Source organism: Pedobacter ginsengisoli, from assembly GCF_030244015.1.
Taxonomy (GTDB): Bacteria; Bacteroidota; Bacteroidia; order Sphingobacteriales; family Sphingobacteriaceae; genus Pedobacter; species Pedobacter ginsengisoli.
This window is the reverse complement of the sequence record NZ_JASSYX010000001.1, coordinates 80,336-103,172: the sequence shown is the minus strand read 5'-3', so window position 1 is coordinate 103,172 and position 22,837 is coordinate 80,336. Positions and strand designations below refer to the sequence as shown.

General features: G+C 44.5%; 13 protein-coding genes and 1 tRNA gene. 4 read left to right on the top strand and 10 right to left on the bottom strand.

What is annotated here, in order from left to right:
- Window positions 1-7: 7 nt before the first annotated feature.
- The 5 genes from QEP08_RS00360 to QEP08_RS00340 form a co-directional block, all read right to left on the bottom strand.
- Window positions 8-3,223: a SusC/RagA family TonB-linked outer membrane protein gene (locus tag QEP08_RS00360; RefSeq protein ID WP_285054437.1), complete on the bottom strand. Its 3,216-nt coding sequence runs from the start codon at window positions 3,221-3,223 to the stop codon at window positions 8-10.
- A 333-nt stretch (window positions 3,224-3,556) separates the two neighbouring features.
- The gene (locus QEP08_RS00355; protein ID WP_285054434.1) at window positions 3,557-4,378 is read right to left on the bottom strand and encodes an SDR family oxidoreductase; all 822 of its coding nucleotides are present in this window, start codon (window positions 4,376-4,378) and stop codon (window positions 3,557-3,559) included.
- Window positions 4,379-4,508: 130 nt separating this feature from the next.
- On the bottom strand, window positions 4,509-5,540 hold the full coding sequence (locus tag QEP08_RS00350) for a LacI family DNA-binding transcriptional regulator (protein ID WP_285054432.1): 1,032 nt from the start codon (window positions 5,538-5,540) through the stop codon (window positions 4,509-4,511).
- A 153-nt stretch (window positions 5,541-5,693) separates the two neighbouring features.
- Window positions 5,694-7,508, bottom strand: a complete 1,815-nt coding sequence (locus QEP08_RS00345) for a RagB/SusD family nutrient uptake outer membrane protein (protein ID WP_285054430.1) — start codon at window positions 7,506-7,508, stop codon at window positions 5,694-5,696.
- A gap of 20 nt (window positions 7,509-7,528) precedes the next feature.
- Window positions 7,529-10,684: a SusC/RagA family TonB-linked outer membrane protein gene (locus tag QEP08_RS00340; RefSeq protein ID WP_285054429.1), complete on the bottom strand. Its 3,156-nt coding sequence runs from the start codon at window positions 10,682-10,684 to the stop codon at window positions 7,529-7,531.
- A gap of 369 nt (window positions 10,685-11,053) precedes the next feature.
- Between QEP08_RS00340 and QEP08_RS00335 the strand changes: the two genes are divergently transcribed.
- Window positions 11,054-12,082, top strand: a complete 1,029-nt coding sequence (locus tag QEP08_RS00335; RefSeq protein WP_285054426.1) for a LacI family DNA-binding transcriptional regulator — start codon at window positions 11,054-11,056, stop codon at window positions 12,080-12,082.
- Window positions 12,083-12,097: 15 nt separating this feature from the next.
- Entirely contained in the window at window positions 12,098-13,315 is a 1,218-nt protein-coding gene (gene uxuA, locus QEP08_RS00330; RefSeq protein ID WP_285054425.1) for a mannonate dehydratase, read from the top strand.
- Window positions 13,316-13,404: 89 nt separating this feature from the next.
- Here uxuA and QEP08_RS00325 read toward each other — a convergent pair.
- A tRNA-Ala gene (locus QEP08_RS00325) sits at window positions 13,405-13,481 on the bottom strand.
- Window positions 13,482-13,753: 272 nt separating this feature from the next.
- On the opposite strand from QEP08_RS00325, the gene QEP08_RS00320 reads away from it, so the two are divergent.
- Window positions 13,754-14,857, top strand: coding sequence for a serine hydrolase domain-containing protein (locus QEP08_RS00320; protein WP_285054424.1), 1,104 nt, complete (start codon window positions 13,754-13,756; stop codon window positions 14,855-14,857).
- Window positions 14,858-14,941: 84 nt separating this feature from the next.
- Window positions 14,942-16,045, top strand: a complete 1,104-nt coding sequence (locus QEP08_RS00315; RefSeq protein WP_285054421.1) for a serine hydrolase domain-containing protein — start codon at window positions 14,942-14,944, stop codon at window positions 16,043-16,045.
- 3 nt (window positions 16,046-16,048) lie between these two features.
- On the opposite strand, the gene QEP08_RS00310 is transcribed toward QEP08_RS00315, so the two are convergent.
- From QEP08_RS00310 to QEP08_RS00295, 4 genes are all read right to left on the bottom strand, one after another.
- The gene (locus QEP08_RS00310) at window positions 16,049-17,227 is read right to left on the bottom strand and encodes a glucuronyl esterase domain-containing protein (protein ID WP_285054418.1); all 1,179 of its coding nucleotides are present in this window, start codon (window positions 17,225-17,227) and stop codon (window positions 16,049-16,051) included.
- Between the two features lie 185 nt (window positions 17,228-17,412).
- Window positions 17,413-18,831, bottom strand: a complete 1,419-nt coding sequence (locus QEP08_RS00305; protein ID WP_285054415.1) for a glycoside hydrolase family 125 protein — start codon at window positions 18,829-18,831, stop codon at window positions 17,413-17,415.
- A 4-nt stretch (window positions 18,832-18,835) separates the two neighbouring features.
- Window positions 18,836-21,097 (bottom strand): GH92 family glycosyl hydrolase, encoded by a 2,262-nt coding sequence (locus tag QEP08_RS00300; protein ID WP_285054413.1) that lies wholly within the window; start codon window positions 21,095-21,097, stop codon window positions 18,836-18,838.
- 183 nt (window positions 21,098-21,280) lie between these two features.
- Window positions 21,281-22,834, bottom strand: coding sequence for a RagB/SusD family nutrient uptake outer membrane protein (locus QEP08_RS00295; protein ID WP_285054410.1), 1,554 nt, complete (start codon window positions 22,832-22,834; stop codon window positions 21,281-21,283).
- Between the last annotated feature and the right edge of the window lie 3 nt (window positions 22,835-22,837).

The window sequence follows — 22,837 nt, the reverse complement described above, 5'->3', positions numbered from 1 at the left end:
GTTCTATTTAAAATGCTACATTAATACCTAAATTAAATACTTTTTGCACCGGGTATCCAAGCCCGTTTCCTGCCATCTCCACATCCCATAACTTAAATTTGCTGAATGTCAAAAGATTGGTCCCGCTCACGTATATCCTCGGCGCTTTCATACGAAGGCGGTCGGCGATCCTTTTGGGAAGGGTATAACCAATTTCTACCTGCTTCAATCTAAGAAACGCCCCGTTTCTCATAAACCAGGTGCTGGTTTGAGAATTGTTCTGACTCACTTCCGGTGCACTAAGACGGGGCCACAGTGCATATACATTGCGGTTTTCCTCCGACCAATGATCGTCAGCATAAGCTTTTAACAGCTGGTTTTGTGTTATGCTTCCAAGAATTCTGGCACCAGCGTCCCGCTCAGACTGATAGTAAAACGAAACGAAAGGTGCAGTAGCCTGTGGATCTATCCAGAAAGACTCACGCGTAAGGCCTTGAAAGAACGCGGACATATCGAATCCTTTAAACCCTGCAGAAAGTCCAAATCCATAAACAATCTCTGGTTCAGTAGGAAAACCTATCGGAACCTGGTCAAGGACCGTTATTTTACCATCACCATTTACATCACGGTATTTAATATCGCCGCCCATTACCACGCCGCCAAAACTCTGCTGCGGAGAGTTGGCCACCTCAGCATCATCCACAAATAAGCTTTCGCCTATGTAACCCCAGACCTGACTGATCGGATAGCCTATACGGGACTTCCAAGGTTCGTTTAAATAATCATACTCTTCGAATACCGTATACTGACTGGTTGCATAGGTAAAGTTTGCGCGTCCCTGCATCCAAAATGCATTATTGAATGAATGATTGTAGGCAAGCTGAACATCAACACCTTTTCCCTTGGCTTTGCCTATATTGGCATAAGGCTGCACCCAAAGCCCCATTGAAGCAGGTGTAGAAACTCGTTGCTGCAAGATGTTTTCTCTTTTTTCGGTATAATATTCAGCGATGACATCTAACTTGTTAAATAAACTTAACTCTACCGCCATGTTCATTTTTTTAGCAGTTTCCCAGGTAATGTCCTGATCTGAATACCTGCTTACGGTAATTCCATTTCTTGTATAACCATTATCCCGTCCAAAAATCGCTGCGTAACTGGCATTGTTCATGTTTACCTCCGACAGATACAGGAAACGTCCGCTTCCGATATTGTCATTTCCTACTAATCCATAGGTGCCTCTTATTCTGAAATTATTCACCGTATTTTTTAGCGGCTTCCAGAACTCTTCGTTGGAAATACTCCAGGCTACTCCCGCAGAAGGAAAAAATCCAAACCTATGATCTTTATAAAAGCGTTCTGTTCCATTGTATCCAAAGTTAAACTCGGCAAAATACCTGTTATCATAAGCATAGGTCGCTCTGCCTGAAATACCCAGATTTCTGAACGGCAGTGACTCCTGCAATGTCGGTGCATTTGCAGTAAGACTCTGTCGCATGATAGCAACCAGCAAACCACTTAAGGTATGTTTGTTGAAATCGCGCATATAATTTACCGCAGATTCCATGTAGAATGTTGAATTGATCGTTTTATCCCCGGGCGAATAGGTTAGGAAATCTGTACCTGAATCGGGATTAATTACATTTACCCGGTAAGTATTTTCACGCCTGTCGTACTGGCCCATTGAGTAATAAAATGGAGAATATACTCTCCCAACATCAAAAAATGCACCCCTGGTTGTGTTAAGCATCGTTCTGAAAGACAGACCTTGTGCGAGCGCGGAGAGATTCTGCTTGAGCTCAAGCTGAGCTACCATACTTGATCTTGAATAATCTTTATATCCGCTAACCATATCCGCATATGGGTTTAAATAATTACCATCAACGGCATTACCAAACATAATATGTTTGACAAACTGATGATCAGCATCTTTGGGGTATGTAGCCGGGAACAATACAGGATTAGTACGCATCACCCTTCTGAACATGGCCTCGCCGCCATCCACCGGACCCGTATAATCATCGAAGTTTCCGCTTAGCCTGATGATCATTTCAGTGGACTTAGTCAGATTGACGTTGACATTAGTTCTGAGAGAATAATTCTTAAGCTTGATGTTGCTGTTAAAGTTATTTCGCTGATCTACTTTTAAAACACCATTATCCTGGTTGAAGGCACCCGTTACACGATATTTTGCAATTGCACCCCCACCGCTCACGCTTAAATTTGCACGCTGGTTCATGGTGTAGTCCTTAAAAAGCTCCTTACGCCAGTCTGTAGAAGGATAAATCAGTGAGCCGGAACCCGGTACGGTATTGTCTATTTTATCATCACTGTAAGGAAGTTCACGCAAGGGATCGCGGGTAAGTATCGCTTCGTTATGTAAGCGCATATAGGTTACCGGATCTGCAAGCTCCACGTTTTTTGTGGCAGCCGATAAAGAATTTTCCAGTCGAAGTGAGATTTCCGCCTTACCCTCCTTACCCTCTTTTGTGGTAATCAATACCACTCCATTGGCACCCCGTGCGCCATAAAGTGCTGTCGCTGTGGCATCTTTCATAATAGAGAAACTCGCAATATCATCAGGGTTTAATCTTGCAAGGTCAGTAGTAGTCAGCTCCACACCGTCGATCAGGATCAGGGGATTTCTGTTTGTACCAAATGTAGTTATACCCCTGATAAAGAAATTGGCATTGTCCTGACCTGGCTCTCCGCTCCGCTGATAAGCAATCATACCCGCGACCCTCCCTGCGAGTGCAGTGGTAAGGTTGCTGGAGGGCACTTTCAGTTCTTTAGGATTAATGGTGGTGATGGAACCAATTACTGACTCCTTCTTTTGTTTTCCAAAAGCCACCACTACAGCCTCATCCAGCATATTTTGGGCAGGCTTGAGGACTACATTGATCACTGACTTTGCTCCAACAGTGACTTCCTGGGTTTCAAATCCTACCATCTTGAACACAAGCACCGAATTTTCATCAGGCACTTCAAGGAAATACCGGCCATTAATGTCGGTTGTAGTTCCGATATTTGATTTGTCCTTTACCAGAACTGAAACCCCGGGCAAAGCACCCGCAGAGTCAGAAACCAATCCCCGTACCTCTTTCTTTAGAAGAACAGACTGAAGATTGATCCGTATGGTTTTAGGGGTTGGTTTTTTTGCATGCACAACCAGTCCGGCAATGCAAATGCAACATGTTAACAGAAGTCCTTGACAACTTCCGGCGATTCGTAGTTTTTTAAGCATAATTTCTTACTATTTGGTTAGGTGGTTCTATCAAATCATACGATAAAGACCTGTTTATTAGATCTTTCCATTTAAATGTTAACCTGGATGCAACTTCAAAAACTTGCTTAAAATGTGGTGTCCGTTCATAATTTTATTTGGTTTCAATATGCAATCGATTGCATATATAAAGTAAATGTAATCCAAAATATTTAATTATCAAATAAATATTAAGAAATATTAAATGCGCTTAAACAGCTATTATATAGTATTATAGCTAATTTAAAGAGTATCCGCATAAATATGCAATCGAAAGCATTAAAACCAACGATAGCCACATAGCGAAAGCGTTACTTATACTCCGCAATATGCATTGAATCCGCCATCGACCAATACGGTCTCGCCGCTTACAAATGAAGAGGCATCACTCAGAAGATAGATTAAGGTCCCTGTCAGCTCTTTAGGGTCGCCAAACCGGCGATACGGAGTATTGGTAATATATTTTTGCGCTCTGTCTGTATATGAGCCGTCAGCATTCAATAAAAGGTCTTTGTTCTGTTCAGACAAGAATACACCCGGCGCAATGGCGTTCACCCTGATGCCTCCGCCATGGCGCAGTCCCAGCTCTACCGCCATCCATTGTGTATAAGCTTCAATTGCCGATTTGGCGAGTGTATATCCCAGCACCCTGGTAATAGGACGTTGCGCTGCCAGTGAAGAAATATTGACAATTGAACCTTTTCCCTTTTCAGCCATGACCCTTCCGAAAATATGCGTTGGAATTACTGTACCAAAAAGATTCAGATCTACGGCTTTTTTTATATCAGAGACTTTGGCATCAAACAGGTTATCCTCAGGATTGATTACCGAACCAGCGATGTTGCCTCCCGCAGCATTTACAAGCCCGTCAATTGTTCCCCATATTTTCAACACCTCATCTTTTGCAGCAATAACCTGATCCTCATCCATGACGTCTGCCAGCACGGCAATCGCCTCTCCTCCGGTATCTCTAATTGAAGCAACGCAATTGTCAGCCCTTTCCTTATTCCTTCCGATCACAACAACTTTAGCACCTGCCTTAGCCACATACAAAGAAAAGGCAGCTCCTAATACTCCTGTCGCCCCTGTAATTACAATTACTTTATTTTTTAGTGAGAATTGGTCGTTTTGTTCCATTTGATCTATAAATATTTTTTTGATTACAACAAATGTAATAACCCCTTTTTGTTACCGGATTATTCCAATTGCTTTTATTTTGAAAGTAAATATATGCAATCGATTGCATATTACAAGAAAAAACAGAAATTTATTTATCGGTAGAATCTCTTTTAACCAGGTCAACTGCTATGGTAACAGAAATGAAATTCTTGCCCGGCTTTAATTTCTGTTGTATCAGGTTCATGATCATTCCTGCAGCCTGGGCACCCACTTCAGAAGGATACTGCTCTACAGATGTAATGGTCGGAGTAATAATTTCCGTAAGCGGATCATTTGAATAGCCCGTTACTTTAAGCTGTCCGGGTATGTCCATCTTACGTTTTTTTGCATATGACGTAACCGCCAGAGCAGCAGTATCATTACAGCAAAAAACAGCATCCGGCCAGCTGTCTTTTTTTCCTGAGAATAACTTTTCACAACTTAACAATGCATTCTCCTTAGTTAAATCATGAAAAAATGCCATGCTTGCATCGGGGACCAGATTACGTGCTTTTAAGGCGTCAGTATAGCCTTCGTATCTTTCTCTGTACAGATTACAAAACAAAGGGCCGCCTATAAAAGCTATTTTCCTGCAGCCTTGTGCAAGCAGATGGTCGGTAGCCATATTTGCGCCATGATAATCATCACCCTGTATTCTGTGCGCCGGATAATTCTTAGGAACTCTGTCAAAAAAAACAAGAGGCCTGTTGCTCCGCGAAAAAACATCAAAATGCGTAAAATCAGTGGTATTTAGGGTAGATGAGACGATAAGCCCCTCTACTCTCGAAGCATAAAGTGCATTGACCAACTCCTTTTCCAGTTCGGGTGATTCATTAGACTGACAGATCATCAAATTATATTTATGCTCGTGCAGCTTATTCTGTATCGCGGTAATTACGGTCGACTGATAGTATTTAGAGATCCTGGGAATGATCAGGCCTATGGTGTTGGATTTACTGTTTCTTAAACTGGCAGCTACCGCATTGTAACTATAGCCGAGCCTGTTAGCTGCCTCATTGACTTTTATTTTTGTTTCCTGACTGATGTGCGGATGATCCTGCAATGCTCTCGACACCGTGGATGATGACAAACCCAGTTCCAGTGCGATATCCTTCATCGTATTTTCTGATCCTTTTTTCATTAAGCTAATGATAATTTCATTTGTACAAATATGCAATCGATTTCTAATATATTAAGGTTTCTTTAATAATTAATGAACATGTGCAGTAGCTGCTTATGCTTTCGGCCAATCCACAGACTGGCCGAAAGCTAACATTTAACGCATATTTGTGTACTACTCTATTCTATCTAAAGGCGGAATATTACTTTCAGAACCGGAGTACCCTTTATTCTGATTGATATGTCCCTCTACGTTAGCACGGATTGCACTTTGGGGCACCGGCCAGAGCACATGGTACGGACTCATGGTATATTGGTCACCATGATTGGTCTTCACACCATTTTTATAGAAAACGTTTTTTTCCATGACCCTGTCATAAAAGAAATTGTTCTCCGAAAAATTGTTCAGACTGTATGCCTTGCCATTGTATGCGGTTTTGCCGGTAAGCGCAAAAATATAGGCGATACGCGCCAGTTCCGTTTTGCGGGGCTCTTCGTAGTAAAGTTCACGGGCACGTTCATCAAGAATAGTCCCGATCGTGATACTTCCCGGATCATAAGGAGCAGCCTTGGCACGCGCTCTTATTTTATTAATATCTGCAGCCGCACCGGCCAGATCACCCTTCCAGTAATACGCCTCCGCCCTGAGCAGATAGGTTTCTGCCAGGCGAAAAACATACCAGTCCGTATGACCGCCCTGCATAGGCGCATTTTCAAAATCAGGAATAAACAATTTATATTGCGGCCAGCCAAAATAACTCCTGATGGTATCCGTAACAATCAGTCCGCCCGCAGCGTTGCGCAGTCTGACCGGCTTATTGTAGTACTCTGGGTCAGATTTCTTTAAATTCGGATCATTATAGACCAGGTCTTCCATGTTCATCCAGTTGCCTTTGATGTGCCGCAGATCATTAGGGTCATCCCAAATGGCCTGGGTGCTGTAAGATGTTCCGCGGACCCTGCCAATTCCCCTTCCATACATATTCGATTGCGTGATCTCCAGATTTATGCCGTCATTGGTGCCCTTTTTGCCGTTAGGGGTATTGATGTTTGATCCCCAGTTGGGCACAGCATTCCGCATGATCTTAGATCCGCCTTCGTACCCTCCGTCTACCTGCCGGTCGATGATCATAAAAATCCCCTCTTTATTCTCATTCAGAGATTTATTTTCTGGTCTGTGAAGATCCCATATCACGTTTCTGCTCAGATCAGCTTCCACAGATCCGAAACGATCGGTCATCAGCACATAACGGCCGCCGTCAATTACCGCATTAGCCGAAGCAATGGCATCATCAAATTTGCCCAGACAAAGATTGACCTTTGTAAGCAAATGTTGAACAGCACCTTTGGTTACTTCACCCTTATTCACATTGTCAGTTACCCACAATGCCGCAAACTCCAGGTCCTCTTTCATCTTTTGCAGGATCACCTCCCTTTTTGTGGTATAAAAATCAAACCTGGGCCTGGTCACTTCGTTTAGCAACAGCGGCACATCGCCAAACTGGTTTACAAGACGATAGTACCGGAAGGCCCTGTGGAAATAGGCAGAACCCAGAATAGAATTGCGCTCCGCTTCATCTTTAAATACACCACTGTCTATGCGGCTGATGATGGTATTTGCATATTTAATCCCCTTGTAACCTTCATCCCAATAATACCCTATCTTATTGAAATCGATGGAATTTAAATTGGCGTCAGGCGTGATCAGCAGGTTCAGGTCCTGTGCAGGTCCCGATTTGTCGGTTGTTCCCTCCACAGCAACTTCAGAAAAGATTTGTTCCGTAACCCAGGGCGGGCCATCGCCGAAATATTCATTTCTTAAATTTCTTGCGCAGGAAATCAGAGCCGCACGGTAAAACTCCGGCGACTTGATATCTTCATCAGTATAAAATGAAAGCGGATCAGGTTCTAAAAAGCTTTTCTTACAGCCAAAACCAATAGTCATTATCAATATCAGACAGGCAAATGGTATTCTATATATAGTTTTCATCGTAGGAGTCATTAAATTAATTACAAGGTTACATTTAAACCCAAAGTGACATACCTCGGAGTAGGGTTCTTATTTTGAGGATCCCAATAATCCCAGTCAGGAGCGTAAATTGCTGCGTTTTGAACTGTTGTAAAAATCCGCACGCTATTCAATCTGCCCTTTTCAACCAGACTTTTGGGCAAAGTATAAGCGAGAGAAACATTGTCAAGCCTGATAAATGAGGTTTTTCTATATACACTGTAATTCGCACTTCCGTTACTCGAATATAGCCTTGCATAGTCATTAATAGGATTTTCGGGCGTCCAGTAAGGCAGCTTATAAGAGTTTTGTCTGTCCTGGAAACCAGAATTATTCTTCGCTTCATTAAAATCTGTCAACGCACCCCAATAGGAATACATAGAAAAGGAAAAGTCAAACCGCCTGAAAAAGGTAAACTCATTTCTCAGCGCCGCCGTGAACTTAGGATTTCTGGAGCCGAGAAACTGTTTGTCTGCATCTGTATACTTATAGTCGCCATTGACATCCTCCACTTTAAAATCACCCGGTTTGACTCCATATTTAGTAGCTTCCGCAGCTTCGTTTTGCTGCCATACACCGAGAACGTTCAGGTCCCATATCGCATTAATATCCTTCCCGATAAACCAGCCATTGCCCGGATCGTCATTTTCTACCTGCCCGATCACATTGCCCTGCTGGTCGCGTTTGTTGACTTTACCAAACAGGTGAACAATCTTATTCCTGTTCACAGATAAATTCCCGGAAGTTCTCCAGGAAAAATTTTCTCTTTTGATATTATTGCTGCTCAAGGCCAGCTCAAACCCCGTATTGGTCACATTCCCTAAATTGGAGGCCACGTTAAAAAAACCGGTCACACTCGGAAGTGCCCGCAACAGCAAAAGATCACTTGTATTTTTCCTGTAGACCTCCAGAGATCCGTCTATGACATTATTGAATACAGTAAAGTCAAGCCCCCCGTTAAACGAAGTCGTAGATTCCCACTTCAGATCTTTATTCACCATTCTGTCAACATACAACTGCGTCACCGGAAGTACAGCGCCCGCATCGTTCACATACAAATATTTTCCGGTATTTAGATTGGAAAGCGCCAGATACCCGTCAATGTCGCGGTTACCCACTGCGCCATAAGACAAGCGCAGCTTTGCACGGTTCACCCAGGTCACAGACTTCATGAAATTCTCATCACTGAATACCCATCCCAGCGCCAGAGAAGGAAAAGTTGCCCGCGGATTTCGTTGTCCGAAAGCAGAATAACCATCACGTCTGATCGTGGCAGTCAGCATGTATTTATCATTAAGCGTATAATTCAGTCTGGCCATAAGCGCGTCACCAGTGGTTGCAATGTCATTGCTGCTCACTATCGGCCTCGTTCCCGAGCCGATATTGTGATAACCCAGGTCATCATTCGGATCAAAACCTTCGTTTTCTATTCTCGACGAAGTCTGTTTCAGTTTTTCCGCATTCGCCAAAAGCGTCACATCAAAGCGATGTATTTTATTGAATGTTTTGTTCCACTTTAATATATTGTCAATTTGCCAGTGAAAGCGTGTGGTCTCAATACGGTTGGCAAACCCTCTCCTGGCGACATAGTCCGGATGATCTGCAGAATAGTGGTTAAACTCCCTGGTCTGGTCATAACTCGGAGTAAGGTTGACGGAGTAAGAGAATCCAAACGGCAGGTCTCCCTTCACAAATAATGTTGAAAATATCGTATTGTATTTCAGCATGCGCTCCCGGTAAACATTATCGAGAAAAGGATTTCTGTTATTCCCGAGATCATCATTTGGACTTGGCCGCAGGGTTACGCCATCATCCTTATACTTTTCTCCCAGCGGGGAAGCATTCCTGATCTGTCCGAAATCAATCGGGACAGCACTTTCATCACGGCTGGCATACTGAAAGTTCACCCCAACAGTAGCAAATTTGGTTGCTTTCCCTTCCAGGTTAAGCCTGGCGCGGGCATTTTTGTACCGGTCCCCGACAGTCAAACCGTTGTTGTCGGTGTATCCCAGCGACAGATAATAAGAAACTTCATCTTTCTTACCCGAAAGACCTATCGTATGGTCCTGACGAAAACCATTTTGATAAATAAGATCTTCCCAGTTTGTACTTCTGCCAGCCTTATAGTTGGCTATTTCTACCGGAAACATTTTAAGCCTGTTGAGCCAGGTCTCAACCGGATCAGCAGTAACAGGCGTATTGTCATAAGCAAACCACTGCGCCAGAGTTACATTAGAAGGAAGCGTACGCGGATCATTAAACCGGGACGGCTGAGTTGCCACAGTTCCCGCATTTACACTTTTCAGAACATCGCTGCGCCAGTTCACAAATCCATTTGCATCATAAACATGCTCCGTTACCTCTCTTGAAGCAAAACCCGCTGTTGCATTAACTGTGATTATCGGTTTACCAGATTTCCCTCTCTTTGTTGTGATGATCACAACCCCGCTGGCAGCTTTAGCTCCATAAACCGCAGCAGAGCTCGCATCCTTTAACACATCAATGGTCTCGATGTCACTCGGATTGATATCGCTCAGCTGTCCGGGATAAATTACCCCGTCCACGACAAGCAATGGCGTTACTCCTGCGATCAGCGATGATTTTCCCCGCACCTGCAGATCTGAATTGTTACCGCCCTTTGGCGACGCGGAAAAAGCGACGTTCATTCCCGCAACATTTCCACGTAACAGATCCTGCACATTATTGGGATGCTGGTTTTCTAATTGAGCTGCTTTCACCTGGGAGATTGCCCCGGTAAGGTCTTTTTTCAAGGCTGTACCATAGCCAACCACAACAACTTCGTTTAAATCATTATTCTTATCAGCCAGAACGACATTGACCGTCGTTCCTTTACCTGCAATGGGTACTTCCTGAGTTTCATAACCCAGAGAGCTAAATACAAGAACGCTGTTATCGGGCACATCGGCGAGCACATATTGTCCCGCAGCATTGGTCATGGTGCCCTGTTTATTGCCTTTAACAGTTATACTTACACCTGGCAGCGGCAGGTTTTTTGAATCTGTAACCTTGCCGCGAATGGTCCGGGCAACGAGCAATGGGCTTGCTATTGAAGTAAAAGATGAAATGCAGAGCGCGGCAACGCAAAACAGAAGCCCGCGAGCAAACAATACCCTCCGGTGTTGTAAATTCAGTATCATTAAGTTTAGTTTTAGGTGATGATTAGATTAGGGATTTTGAGGTTAATTTTAATACTGACCTCAGGACGTGTCTTTCCGTATATAGCTCATAAACAATATTTTACAGTTTTACAATTTGGTTATCAAACTAAAGTTAGCTATTATTTTAACATTTGCAACCGATTGCAGTAATTATTTTATTTTTCATGGCAAAACGCCCCACACTATACCTCCCTCTATTGAAAATCCTTAATAATAGTACTTTAAAAACAATAAAAAAACCTGTTTATGATAAAAACACAGCACAATCATGTAACAAATATATAATGCAACCGATTGTATTTATACTCTTGCAATTTATTTGTAAATTGCTTATCCAAACACACCAGAATGAAATCCAATAAAGAAGTAACTATATACGATATTGCTGCTGAATTGAACATTTCTGCGGCTACTGTTAGCCGGGGACTAAAGGACCATCCCTCCATAAACAAAAAAACAAAAAAGAGAATCAGGGAAACTGCACTGGAAATGGGCTACCGTTCCAATACTTTCGCCAGCAACCTCAGGAGCAAACGAACCAATACCATCGGAGTGATCATTCCCAGGCTCAACAGTAATTTCATGTCAGCTGTGCTCTCCGGCATGGAAAAGGTTGCCAATGAGGCCAGTTATAACCTGATCATCAGCCAGTCCCTGGAATCCGCACAAAAAGAAGCCCTGAATGTACAGACCATGTTCAATAACCGCGTTGACGGGATCATGGTCTCGTTGGCTTACGATACCACAGATACTTCACATTTTGAACTTCTTTTAAAAAAAGGAATCCCCCTGCTATTTTTTGACAGAGTACTTGAACTCCCTCAATGCACATGTGTCATGATTGACAATAGAAAAGCCGGATACGAGGCGACGAAACACCTGCTGGAACAAGGCTGTAAGAATATTTTTCACATTACCGGCCAGCTCACCAGGACTGTCTATGCCGAAAGGCTCTCCGGCTACAAATCCGCGCTGCAGGATTTTGGACTGGAATACAATGAAGCAAATGTACTGATCACCAGGCTCGACGAAAAAGCGGGGACTGATGCCGCAGAAAAGATCATGGCCATGAGTTCCCGCCCGGACGGCGTATTTGCATCCAATGATACTTCAGCTGTAAGCTGCATGTCTGCTTTAAAGCGCAGCGGCCTCAGGATTCCTGAAGATGTTGCCTTTGTTGGTTTTAACAATGACCCGATCTCGAGAGTCATTGAACCAAATTTATCCACAATAAATTATCCTGGTTTTGAAATGGGGCAAATCGCCGCCCAAAAACTAATCAACCACCTGAATACTGAAAATCACATCAACATGACCGATTCAATTATATTAAAAGCTGAGCTCATCAGCAGGGCTTCCTCCCGTCGAACACTTTAGAAACATCAATAATCCATGCAAAAATTAGAACAAACTTTCAGATGGTTTGGTCCAAAGGACGAGGTCACCCTTGCTGCCATAAAACAAACCGGTGCAACAGGCATCGTAACCGCGCTGCACGACATACCTTGCGGCGAAATATGGCCCGAAGAACAGATCCGGGAGAGAAAACAAACCATCGCAACCGCCGGCCTGACCTGGTCGGTCATCGAAAGCATAAATATCCATGAATCTATAAAGACCGGCGCAGCTGACCGTGACCACTGGATCGAAAAATACATTACATCACTGAAAAACGCCGCTGCCTGCGGACTGAAGACTGTCTGTTATAATTTCATGCCCGTGCTGGACTGGACCCGAACCGATCTTGATTTCAGGCTGGACAACGATGCCAGTGCGTTGCGCTATGATGCCACCGCCTTAGCCGCTTTTGAACTCTTTATCCTGAAGAGAGAAAACGTGGAAGCAGAATTTAACGAAACAGAAAAAAGGGCTGCTGAAAATTACTTCCGCAAGCTGAGCCCGGAGGAAAAACAAACCCTTCAGCAAACTATAATGGCCGGACTGCCCGGCACTGATGAGGTATTTACACCCGATGAATTTAAAGTTCATCTGAAGAAATATGAACATGTTGATGCTTCAGGATTAAGAGAAAACCTGGCATATTTTTTACAGGCCATTATCCCGGCGGCAGAGGCCGTCGGGATAAAGATGTGTATCCATCCCGACGATCCGCCATTTCCTATTCTGGGTTTGCCCAGGGTAGTTTGCAACGCAGAAGATCTGGAATATATCGTAAACGCAGCTCCGTCGCCAAGCAATGGCATTACTTTTTGCACCGGTTCGCTGGGTGCAAATAAAGCGAATGATCTGCCCGCTATGCTCAAACAATTTGGCCCTCATATTCATTTCCTCCACCTGAGAAATGTAAAGAGAGAACCCAACGGGAGCTTTTATGAGGCTGAGCATCTCGATGGAGACAACGACATGGTGTCTGTCATGGAGCAGGTCATCCTGGAACAGCAGCGGAGACTTGCTGAAGGTCGGGAAGACGTATCCATTCCCATGCGTCCGGATCACGGGCATAAAATTCTTGATGACAAAAACTACAATACTTATCCGGGTTATTCGGTTATCGGCCGGCTAAAGGGCCTGGCAGAACTCCGGGGCCTGGAACTTGGGCTTAGGAAATATCTGATTTCTTCAACTGGCCAACGGGGGAATTCCCATTAAAAAAGCAGCCTGTCATCAACAGTCCGGCTTATAAACCAAAAGCCCTGAAAATAAAAATGCCTTCCAGGATTTCTGGAAGGCATTTTTATTGGTGGAGAATATCGGATTCGAACCGATCACCTCTTCACTGCCAGCGAAGCGCTCTAGCCAAATGAGCTAATCCCCCATGAAATGGCAATTAAATTACCGTAGTGGGGGCAAAAGTAACTAATTTTATAAACCCTGCAAATTAAATGTTTAAAATTGTCATTGTAATCCCGTCAATTTTCCTTCGTCTTCATTCGGGCTATTCTCTATTGTACCTGTCTCTACTTTGTGTAGTATATGCGTTCGTACTGAGTACGCATATACTACACAGATACTATCCAGGTACTGACAATATCAAATCAGATAAAAAGAATGTGTAAATTGGCCGCATAGCCCAATGAAAGAATACCTATGAAATCAATCGTCGCAGCGATACTGCTCCTTCTGGCATCTGTTTCTGTTAAGGCGCAAAGCCAAAAAACGGACCTGGCAAAAACAGCAGACAGCATCAGAACAGAAAGCGCCATACCTGAACTTGCCTATGTGGTCCTCAGCTCAGATAGCATTCTGGAAAAAGACATCCTCGGTTACCACCGCAGCGACCTCCAGAATGACCAGACCAAAGCCAAAGCTACAGATTATTTTCATTTAGGATCCAACACAAAGGCCATTACCGGTTTTATTGCGGCTTATCTGGTCGAGAACAAAAAGATCAGCTGGTCTACCAAATTTTTCAGCTTATTCCCCGAACTGAAAAAAGACGCCAATCCTGATTTTTATGAGATCACGCTGGCCGGCCTTTTGTCACACCGTGCGAGGATCAAACCATATACCAGTGGAACAGAATTTCAGTCCCTGCCAAAATTCAACGGATTACAGGCTGAGCAGCGCAGGCAATTTGCAGCTTATCTGGTAAAAAACGATGCGCTGCCTAAAAACAAGGAGGTTTACAATTATTCCAATGCCGGGTATAGTATTGCGGCAACCATGCTTGAAAAAGTATCGGGCAAAACGTGGGAGCAGCTGCTCAAAGAGGTCCTTGGAGAAAAACTGCATCTGAAATATAAGCTGAGCTGGCCCAACAGAATTGATACGGATCAGCCTTGGGGCCACTGGATAGAACAGGATCTGCTGGCCGCGCTGCCCCCTGCTACAAGCTATAACTTAAATCTCATTGAACCTGCCGGAGACATCAGCATGCCATTGGATGACTATGCAAAATTTGTACAGATGAACTTATCTGGTTTGAAAGGAAAAAGCAATTTCTTAAAGTCTGAGACCTACAATTACCTGCATTATGGATTGGGAAAATATGCCATCGGCTGGCTCAATACTCCGGAGAAACAAATTACTGAACATGCGGGTTCTGCAGGAACTTTTTATTGCTATACGCTTATCAATAAAGAAAAGAACCTGGCTTATATTGTCATTGCCAACAGTGCTACGGAGAAAACACTAAAAGGTATTTTTGCTTTACTGGATAAGATGATCCGAAGTGCCGAAGCGCCAAAATAAAATTATCAGGTCCTTAGGTTTTATGAGCCTTCGGATGAACCAAATCCATCGAATTAAATTCCAATGCCACTCAACCCCTGACCAATGAATAGAATTTATATTAACTGCTCCCTTTTTCTGCTCCTGTTCCTGTCTTCCTGCACACTCATCAAAACGCTCAAGTATTGGTCGCCGGGGATAGAAGACGGCGAAAAATTTCCTGCACGGCTGCTCAGTGCATCTAAAGAGCCGTATTATTTTCCAGAAAGGCCCGGCCCGGCGGTCATTGACCCAAGGAAATTTTCTGTGCCCAACACGTTGTCTTTTGAGGATTTTCTGCAACGAAACAACACCGTAGCGTTTGTGATCATCAGAAATGACTCGCTGATCTATGAGAAATATTTTGATGGTTTGACCAAAGATTCAGCAGTGCTGTCCTTCTCCATTTCAAAAGTCTTTACTTCAGCCCTGATCGGGCTGGCCATTAATGACCAGCTGATCGGATCTGTAGAGGATCCGGTTACCAATTATCTCCCCGAGATGAGGAAAAACGGTTTTGACAAGGTAACCATTAAGCACTTGCTGCAGATGACTTCCGGGATCCGCTTCAGGGAAGACAAAGGAAGTCCCTTTCATGAGGATGCAAAATTTTACTATGGCAGCAACCTGACTAAACGGGCACTAAACCTCAAGCTGGCCAGAACACCAGGAGCAAAATTTGAATATGCCAGCGGCAATACACAATTGCTTGGGCTCATTTTGCAAAGGGCCTTAAAGAACAAAACAATTACGGAATACCTGCAGGAGAAAATATGGAATCCGCTGGGCATGGAAAGCGCAGCCCAATGGAACACAGACCGGAAAAACAAGGGCATCGAAAAAATGTTCTGCTGTCTGAATGCGACAGCACGTGATTTTGCAAAGTTTGGCAATCTTTATTTGCATAAAGGAAAATTCAAAAACAAACAGATTGTTCCAGAACAATGGGCCAGGCAGTCGGTTACTGCCGATACCACAGATGGCGGCAGTCAATATTATAAATACCAGTGGTGGCTTTCTTCCAAAACCAAAGAATTTTTTGCCGAAGGGATCATCAACCAGTTCATTTATGTGAATCCGGCAAAAAACCTGGTCATGGTCAAACTGAGCAAAGGCTATGGCGTGTACAACAAATGGACTTTCTTTGGAGATATCGCCAGGCAGCTCTAGCGTTTATTCGTGCTTATGAAAATTAGCGAAGCGGATGAAATTTGCCCAGTCGAAAGCTGTCATGTCATGAATTCCCTCACGGTTATGATACCCGATCGCAGAATTGATAATGGCGTCATTTATGGCGGGTGGTTCGGCAGTAAGCGCAGAATGCTTACCGTAAAGCGCATAAACAGGTTCTGCATTGATAAGGGAAAGATAAGAGCCTTTGGGGTCTGCCCAAAGGTCTTTTGTGGCGTTGGTGGTGTAGACCGGTCTTGGTGCGATCAGGGAGATCAGCATATGCTGATCGACTGGCAGGGTATTTTCATTGTCGTTATATTGTTTATAGCTGGTGGCAAACCAGTGCGGGAAATTGGTATTGATTACTTTTACCGTTTCTCCGAATTTCCTTCTGGAGAGTGCTGCCCCGGTATTGCCTGAGCAGTTGGCAATGACCATGGCAAAGCGCTGGTCCTGGGCACCGGCCCATAAGGCAGCCTTGCCGCCTCTGGAATGACCAACTACCGCTACCTTTTTGAAATCTATGTCCTTGTCTGTTTTAAAATAGTCCATTACTCTGCTCGCCGCCCATGCCCAGGTACCCACAGCCTTCATGCCATTGTCTTTGGTCAGCTGCTCAGGGTATAGCTGCAAAGCCCTGTTCATATATTCTTCCTTTTTGTCAGGCGCAGCGTCGGCAACATGGAAAGCTGCGATGGCGTAGCCGCTGCTGATCAGCATTTCGGCGGGCCAGAATTCACTTTTAGTTTCTCTTGAGGCTTGTGTATTGCCGGGTGGCCGGTTATTGATCAGTAAAAATGCAGGTGACGGTCCTTTACGGTTATTAGGAATAAACAGCGTCAGGTGAATGGCGACGGTTTTGCCAAGTCTGCTTACTGTAATTGCCACCTCCTTCAAATGCGCTTTACCTTCCATGGCCATAGGTTCGTCGTTTGTCACAACAAATTTTATGTCTTCGTAGTCCTTAGGCATTTCCCCGTAGACGTTGTTTTCAAACAGCCTCAATATTTCGGGTCTTCTGGTCTTTTCCCATGATGCTTTATTGCGGATTATTTTTCCATTGGCAGCCTTCAATACTTCGGGCAGGGCATACGCAGAAACTTTTGACTCGGCATAGTTTTGGGCATATGCTTTTCCAAGGCACAGCCCTATAATCAGTACCGCGGAATGTATTCTCATAGGGTTATTTATTTGATTACCATAAATATAAGAAAAGAGCTGCCTTTATGGGCAGCTCTTAGGGGGTATTATTGCGTGTTACGTTTATTTGTGTGTTTAAACTTATTTTCTTGTTAATGAAAAGGGCATTCAAAACCGCCTTTGGCGAATTTGAATGCCCTTTTTTAAAACAGCTTTCTTTGATGTTAAACCAGCAAGTGTGGTCTTTCTTTGTAGACCTTCCATAAGAACTCTCCGAAAATGGTATTTGCCCAGGCAAACCATGATCTGGTGAAATCTTTAGGGTTATCCATATTGAAGGATTCGTGCATAAAACCCGTTCCCGCATGGCAGGTCTGCAAGATCTGCAAACAAGATTTGATTTCCGCATCGCTGCTGCTGGTCAGTCCCTGCATGGTCACGGCAATAGGCCAGATCTTGTTGATGCCGGTATGCGGGCTGCCTATGCCTTTGGCTGCTTTTCCTACGAAATAGAATGGGTTTTCCTGTGACAGGATCAGCTTTCGGGTATTGATATAAACCGGATCATTGTGTTTCACTGCACCCAGGTACGGCAAAGCAAGTAAACTTGGTACATTGGCATCGTCCATGATGTTGAAACTGCCGTAACCATTGACTTCAAATGCGTAGACTTTGCCAAAGGCAGGATGGCTGACAATGGCGTGCTTCTGCAGGGCAGTCTCTACTTCAGTGGCCAGTGCTTTACATTCCGCTGCCAGCGCGGCATCCTTATGGACAGCAGTCAGGATCTCTGCAGCCTGTCTTAAACTCACTACAGCAAAGAAATTAGATGGGATCAGGAAGTTATAAATGGTTGCATCATCACTCGGTCTAAAGGCAGAGCAGATCAGTCCTACCGGTTTTACCGGGTAGCCGTATCCGCTCAGTGGAGTGGTATCGGTAGCAAACATGGTTTCACGCTGGAAGTGGTAAGGGCCCTGACCGTCCTTTCTTTGCTGCTCTTTGAAAGTTTTTAAGATCACTGCGATCGCTTCTCTCCAGGTTGCATCAAACGGAGAAGTATCGCCGGTCAGTTTCCAGTAATGGTGGCTCAGACGGATCGGATAACATAAAGAATCAATCTCCCATTTGCGTTCATGCACACCCGGCTTCATATCCGTTTTATCGGTTTTCCACTCTCCAACCTTGTCCGGGTCACCATAAAACGCATTGGCATAAGGATCTTTAATGATGCTTTTCACCTGATGGTTGACCACGCCGGCAATCAGCTCCTGAAGTTTTTTATCGCCTTTTACCAGAGGGAGGTATGGGGTAACCTGTGCAGTACTGTCACGCAGCCACATGGCATCTATATCTCCGGTGATCACGTAAGTATCTGGTTTGCCGTTGACCTGTGTGTGGGTCACTGTCGTGTCCAGCGTGTTTGGAAAACAGTTTTCAAATAACCAGGCCAGTTCCTTATTCTTCACATTTTTGTGAAACTCGGCAATAGCGCTTTCAACAGCTTTGCTCGAAAAATGTCTTTTTGAGGCGGCGACCCGTACTACAGGAAAATCAGGCGCAGCTGCTGCAAATGAAACTTTGTCTGCCATTAATCCGGCGGCTAAAAGACCGGTGTTCTGTAAAAAAATTCTTCTTTTCATGGTTCTATTTTGATAAAGAGAATGGCTTATCGTCTTCAGCCAGGCCTCTCTGCATATTTGGTTTATTGCTCATTTCCAGTTTAAGTACACCGCCTTTGTTGATGTCGGCGTGTGTGATAAAATTTTTCCCGTACGGCTTACCATTAAAGGTTGCTTTACTAATATAAACGTTTTCCTTGCTATTATCTGGTGCTTCAATAATAAATTTCTTACCGTTTTCCAGGTTAATCGTGACCTTTTTAAACATCGGACTCCCCAATACATATTCACCTGTACCCGGAGTTACACTATAGATCCCCATGGCACTAAGTACATACCATGAAGAGGTCTGTCCCTGGTCTTCATCGCCGGGATAACCGTTTTCAGTAGCATCGTACAGTTTACTCATGACATTTCTTGCATGAAACTGTGATTTCCAGGGCTGACCGGCATAATTGTACAGGTAAACCATGTGCTGGATCGGCTGGTTGCCGTGTGCATACTGACCCATATTGGCCATCACCATTTCGGTCATTTCGTGGATCATACCGCCATAGGTGCCCACTTTAACTTTGTTGGGCACTGAAAATACAGAATCCAGCTTGGCCGTAAAGTTTTGATCTCCGCCCATTAGTTTGATCAGGCCTTTGGTATCCTGGAAAACTGACCACTGGTAATGCCATGCATTGCCTTCGGTAAAGGGTCCGCCCCATTCTATCGGGTCAAAGTTTGCGGTCCATTGCCCGTCGATGCCTTTACCCCGCATAAATCTTGTAGAGGCGTCATATACATTGCGGTAGTTGTACATCGGTTTTTGAAAGACATCTATGTAATGCTGGTTGCCGGTCATTTTTGCCAGTTGATAACCACAAAAATCATCGTAGGCGTACTCCAGTGTTTTTGCTGTTGATTCTCTGTATTTAGGATAAGGCACGTAGCCAAGTTCATTGTATTCCTTTACACCGTCCCTGCCGTTGGCAGGGCCCCACGGACCTTTGTTCATGGCCTCATGGTAATAGGCATCCAAAGCTTCTTTAGGGTCAAATGTACGGATGCCTTTTGCCCATGCATCGGCAAGCAGGGAAATGGCATGGTTGCCGATCATACTGCCGCCTTCGCTCGGGAAGGACCAGGAAGGCAGCCAGCCGCACTGTTTGTAGGCATCGATCAGCGCTTGCATGTATTGTCCGTGCATTTCAGTTTGTACCAGTGAGTTAAGCGGAAACTGCGCCCTGAAAGTATCCCAGAAACCGGTATCGGTAAACATATGTCCGGGATGTACTTTGCCATCATAAGGACTGAAATAATAAGGTTTTCCGTCTGCGCCGATCTCGTAGAATTTACGCGAGAACAGGCTGGCTCTGAAGAAACAAGAATAAAAAGTCGCCTTATCAGCTTCTGATCCGCCTTCTACAACTATCTTGCCCAATGCTTTGTTCCATACCGCAGCGGCTTTGGCTTTGGTTACTTCGAGGTTTTTGTCTGCGCCAAGCTCCCTTTTCAGGTTCAGTTCTGCTTGTTCCGGACTGATGTAGGAGGAGGCCGTTTTGACCTGGACTTTAGAGCCTGCCTTGAACTCCAGATAAGCACCTTTGCCCAGTCCCTCTGCTGTTGTAGAGTCCGTTTTGATGGTATTTTGTTTATTTTCCCAGGTGCCGTAAGCGACAATGGGCTGGTCAAATTGCAGCACAAAATAGCTTTTCCAGCCACGTTTAAAGCCCTGGCCATTGCTTACGTATCCGGTGATCTTGTTTTCCTTTGGATGAATTGTGACTCCGCTCATGCGGTTGTAGCCGTCCAGCACCAAATAGCTTTTTCCTCCTGCCGGATAACTGAACCTCAAATGGGCACCGCGTTCTGAGGGGGAAATCTCTGTAACGATCTTGTTGTCGAATTCGACTTTGTAATAATTTGGCTTTGCAACCTCATTGCTGTGGCTGAATTTAGCTTCGCGCTTATTTTCATCAACAACCAGTTCAGACATGGGCATTAGTGAGAATACCGCATAGTCACGGGTCCAGGAGCTGCATTGGTGGGCCTGCTGAAATCCCCTGATCTTGTCCAGGAAATACTGGTATTTCCAACCGTCACCGTTTTTGCCGGTTTGGGGTGTCCAGGTGTGCATACCAAAGGGAAGCGCAGTGGTTGGGTATGTATTCCCCCTGGTGAGTTCATGTTTGGAATTGGTACCCTGCAGCGTGTTTACATAGCTGACCAGGTCCTTTTGTTGTGCGAGAGCAGCTTGCCCAAGCAGTAAAAGTGTGAAAAATGTGATTTTTGGTTTCATGTGTTGTGTGTGTTCCCTTACACCTACATAAGGGGGATATTTGGTTGTTTTAAATCGTTTTAGTATTCAATAATAAGAAATAAAATCATAAAGAAAAATAAAAATGGCTTTTCAAAAGAAAAGGTGATTGCTTCATGCAATCACCTTTTCTGTACAGAGTGTGAATATTTAAATGTTCAAAATCTATTGATATCCCGGGTTCTGAGGAGTAAGATTAGGATTGTTCTGCATCTCAGGTCTTGGTAATGGGAACAGCAGGTGTTTAGTCTGCAGAGTCTGGTTGGAGCTCAGGTTGACGTGCCCTACGAAATTATCAAAGCCTTTGGTAGTTTCATTGAATACCTTTCTTAAACGCACCATGTCAAACCAGGTGATCTGCTCATAGCACAGCTCGTGCCAGCGCTCTCTCCACACTGCTTCACGGAATGTCGTCTGATTATACGTACCAAATGCCGGTGTGACGAGTTTAGCACGGTCTCTGATACGTTTGAATGCATTGTAGGCATCCAGCGTAGGGGCGCCCAGTTCGTTTTGAGCTTCAGCGTAGACCAGCAAAACTTCCGCGTAGCGGATTATCGGTACATTCAAATTGTTGTTGCGGGTACCGGCTACACCAGATGAACCATTGGCGATGGTATTGAAGTGCTTGAAAATATAAGGTGCACCCAATTGGAACAGCGCCCCGTTACCATTGGTGAAGTAGCTGGTGTAGAAATACCCTTCCCTGTCCTTGGTACGTTCATCTCCAGCTTCGTAGGAGTTATAAAACTGCCGGGTCGGAACCGTACTTCCTGTACCTGATGCACCGTTGAAAGTTACGGGTTTAAAGTTGGGGTACATGTTGTCCATTGGGTTGCCCGCAACCACTGAATTGTACTGGATCATGAAAAGATGTTCCTTTTCATTTTTCAATGTTTCTCTGTGGACTTCTGCATAGGTAGCAAAAAGATCTATAGAAGCCGGATTAGCTTTGGCATAGGTGATTACCTCGTTGGCTTTATCGGCGGCAAGTTTGTAATGTGTAGCTCCTTTGCTCATAGGAAAACCGGCCATGGTTAGGTAAACGAGCGCCAGTTCTGACTTTACAGCTGCGAGCGATACCCGGCCGTTTTTATTCATCCAGTTTAAACCCGAACTCTCAGCAGCGATCAGGTCTTCAACGATAAGCGCATAGACACTTTCTGAGGAAGCACGCTTTGGATAGAAGTCTTCAGATTCCAGGGTTTGGGATTTGGTGATCAGAGGCACGTCACCCCATAACCTCACTGCGTAAAAGTAGGCCCATGCCCGCAAAAACCTTGCTTCACCGAGGATACGTTTCTTTTGGGCTTCATCCATGGAAATGGCAGGTACCCTGTCCAGCACTAAATTGGCCTGTGCGATAACCCTGTACACCCCATTCCACCAGTTGATCATATGGCCGGTGTTGGCATCATGTATTAATCCGTAAAGGTTATTGAGGTCAGAGTTTTGGGCAGTCTCGGTAGTAGAAGTCCCCGTCACGGCCTCCAGCAGCTGCCAGTTGGAAGAAAAGATGCCTGCTCCGTCGCCGACAAACCTGGTCCCGGCATATACAGCAGCAATGCCTGCTTCAGCATGGTCTGGCAAAGTATAAAAGTTATCTGGCGTCAGGTTTGAGGGATCTTGCTCTTCCAGGAACTTTTTACAGCCTGATCCAAGCAGCAATAGTCCAAGAAGGGTTATGCTGCAAATCTGTTTTATGATGTTAATTTTCATCAG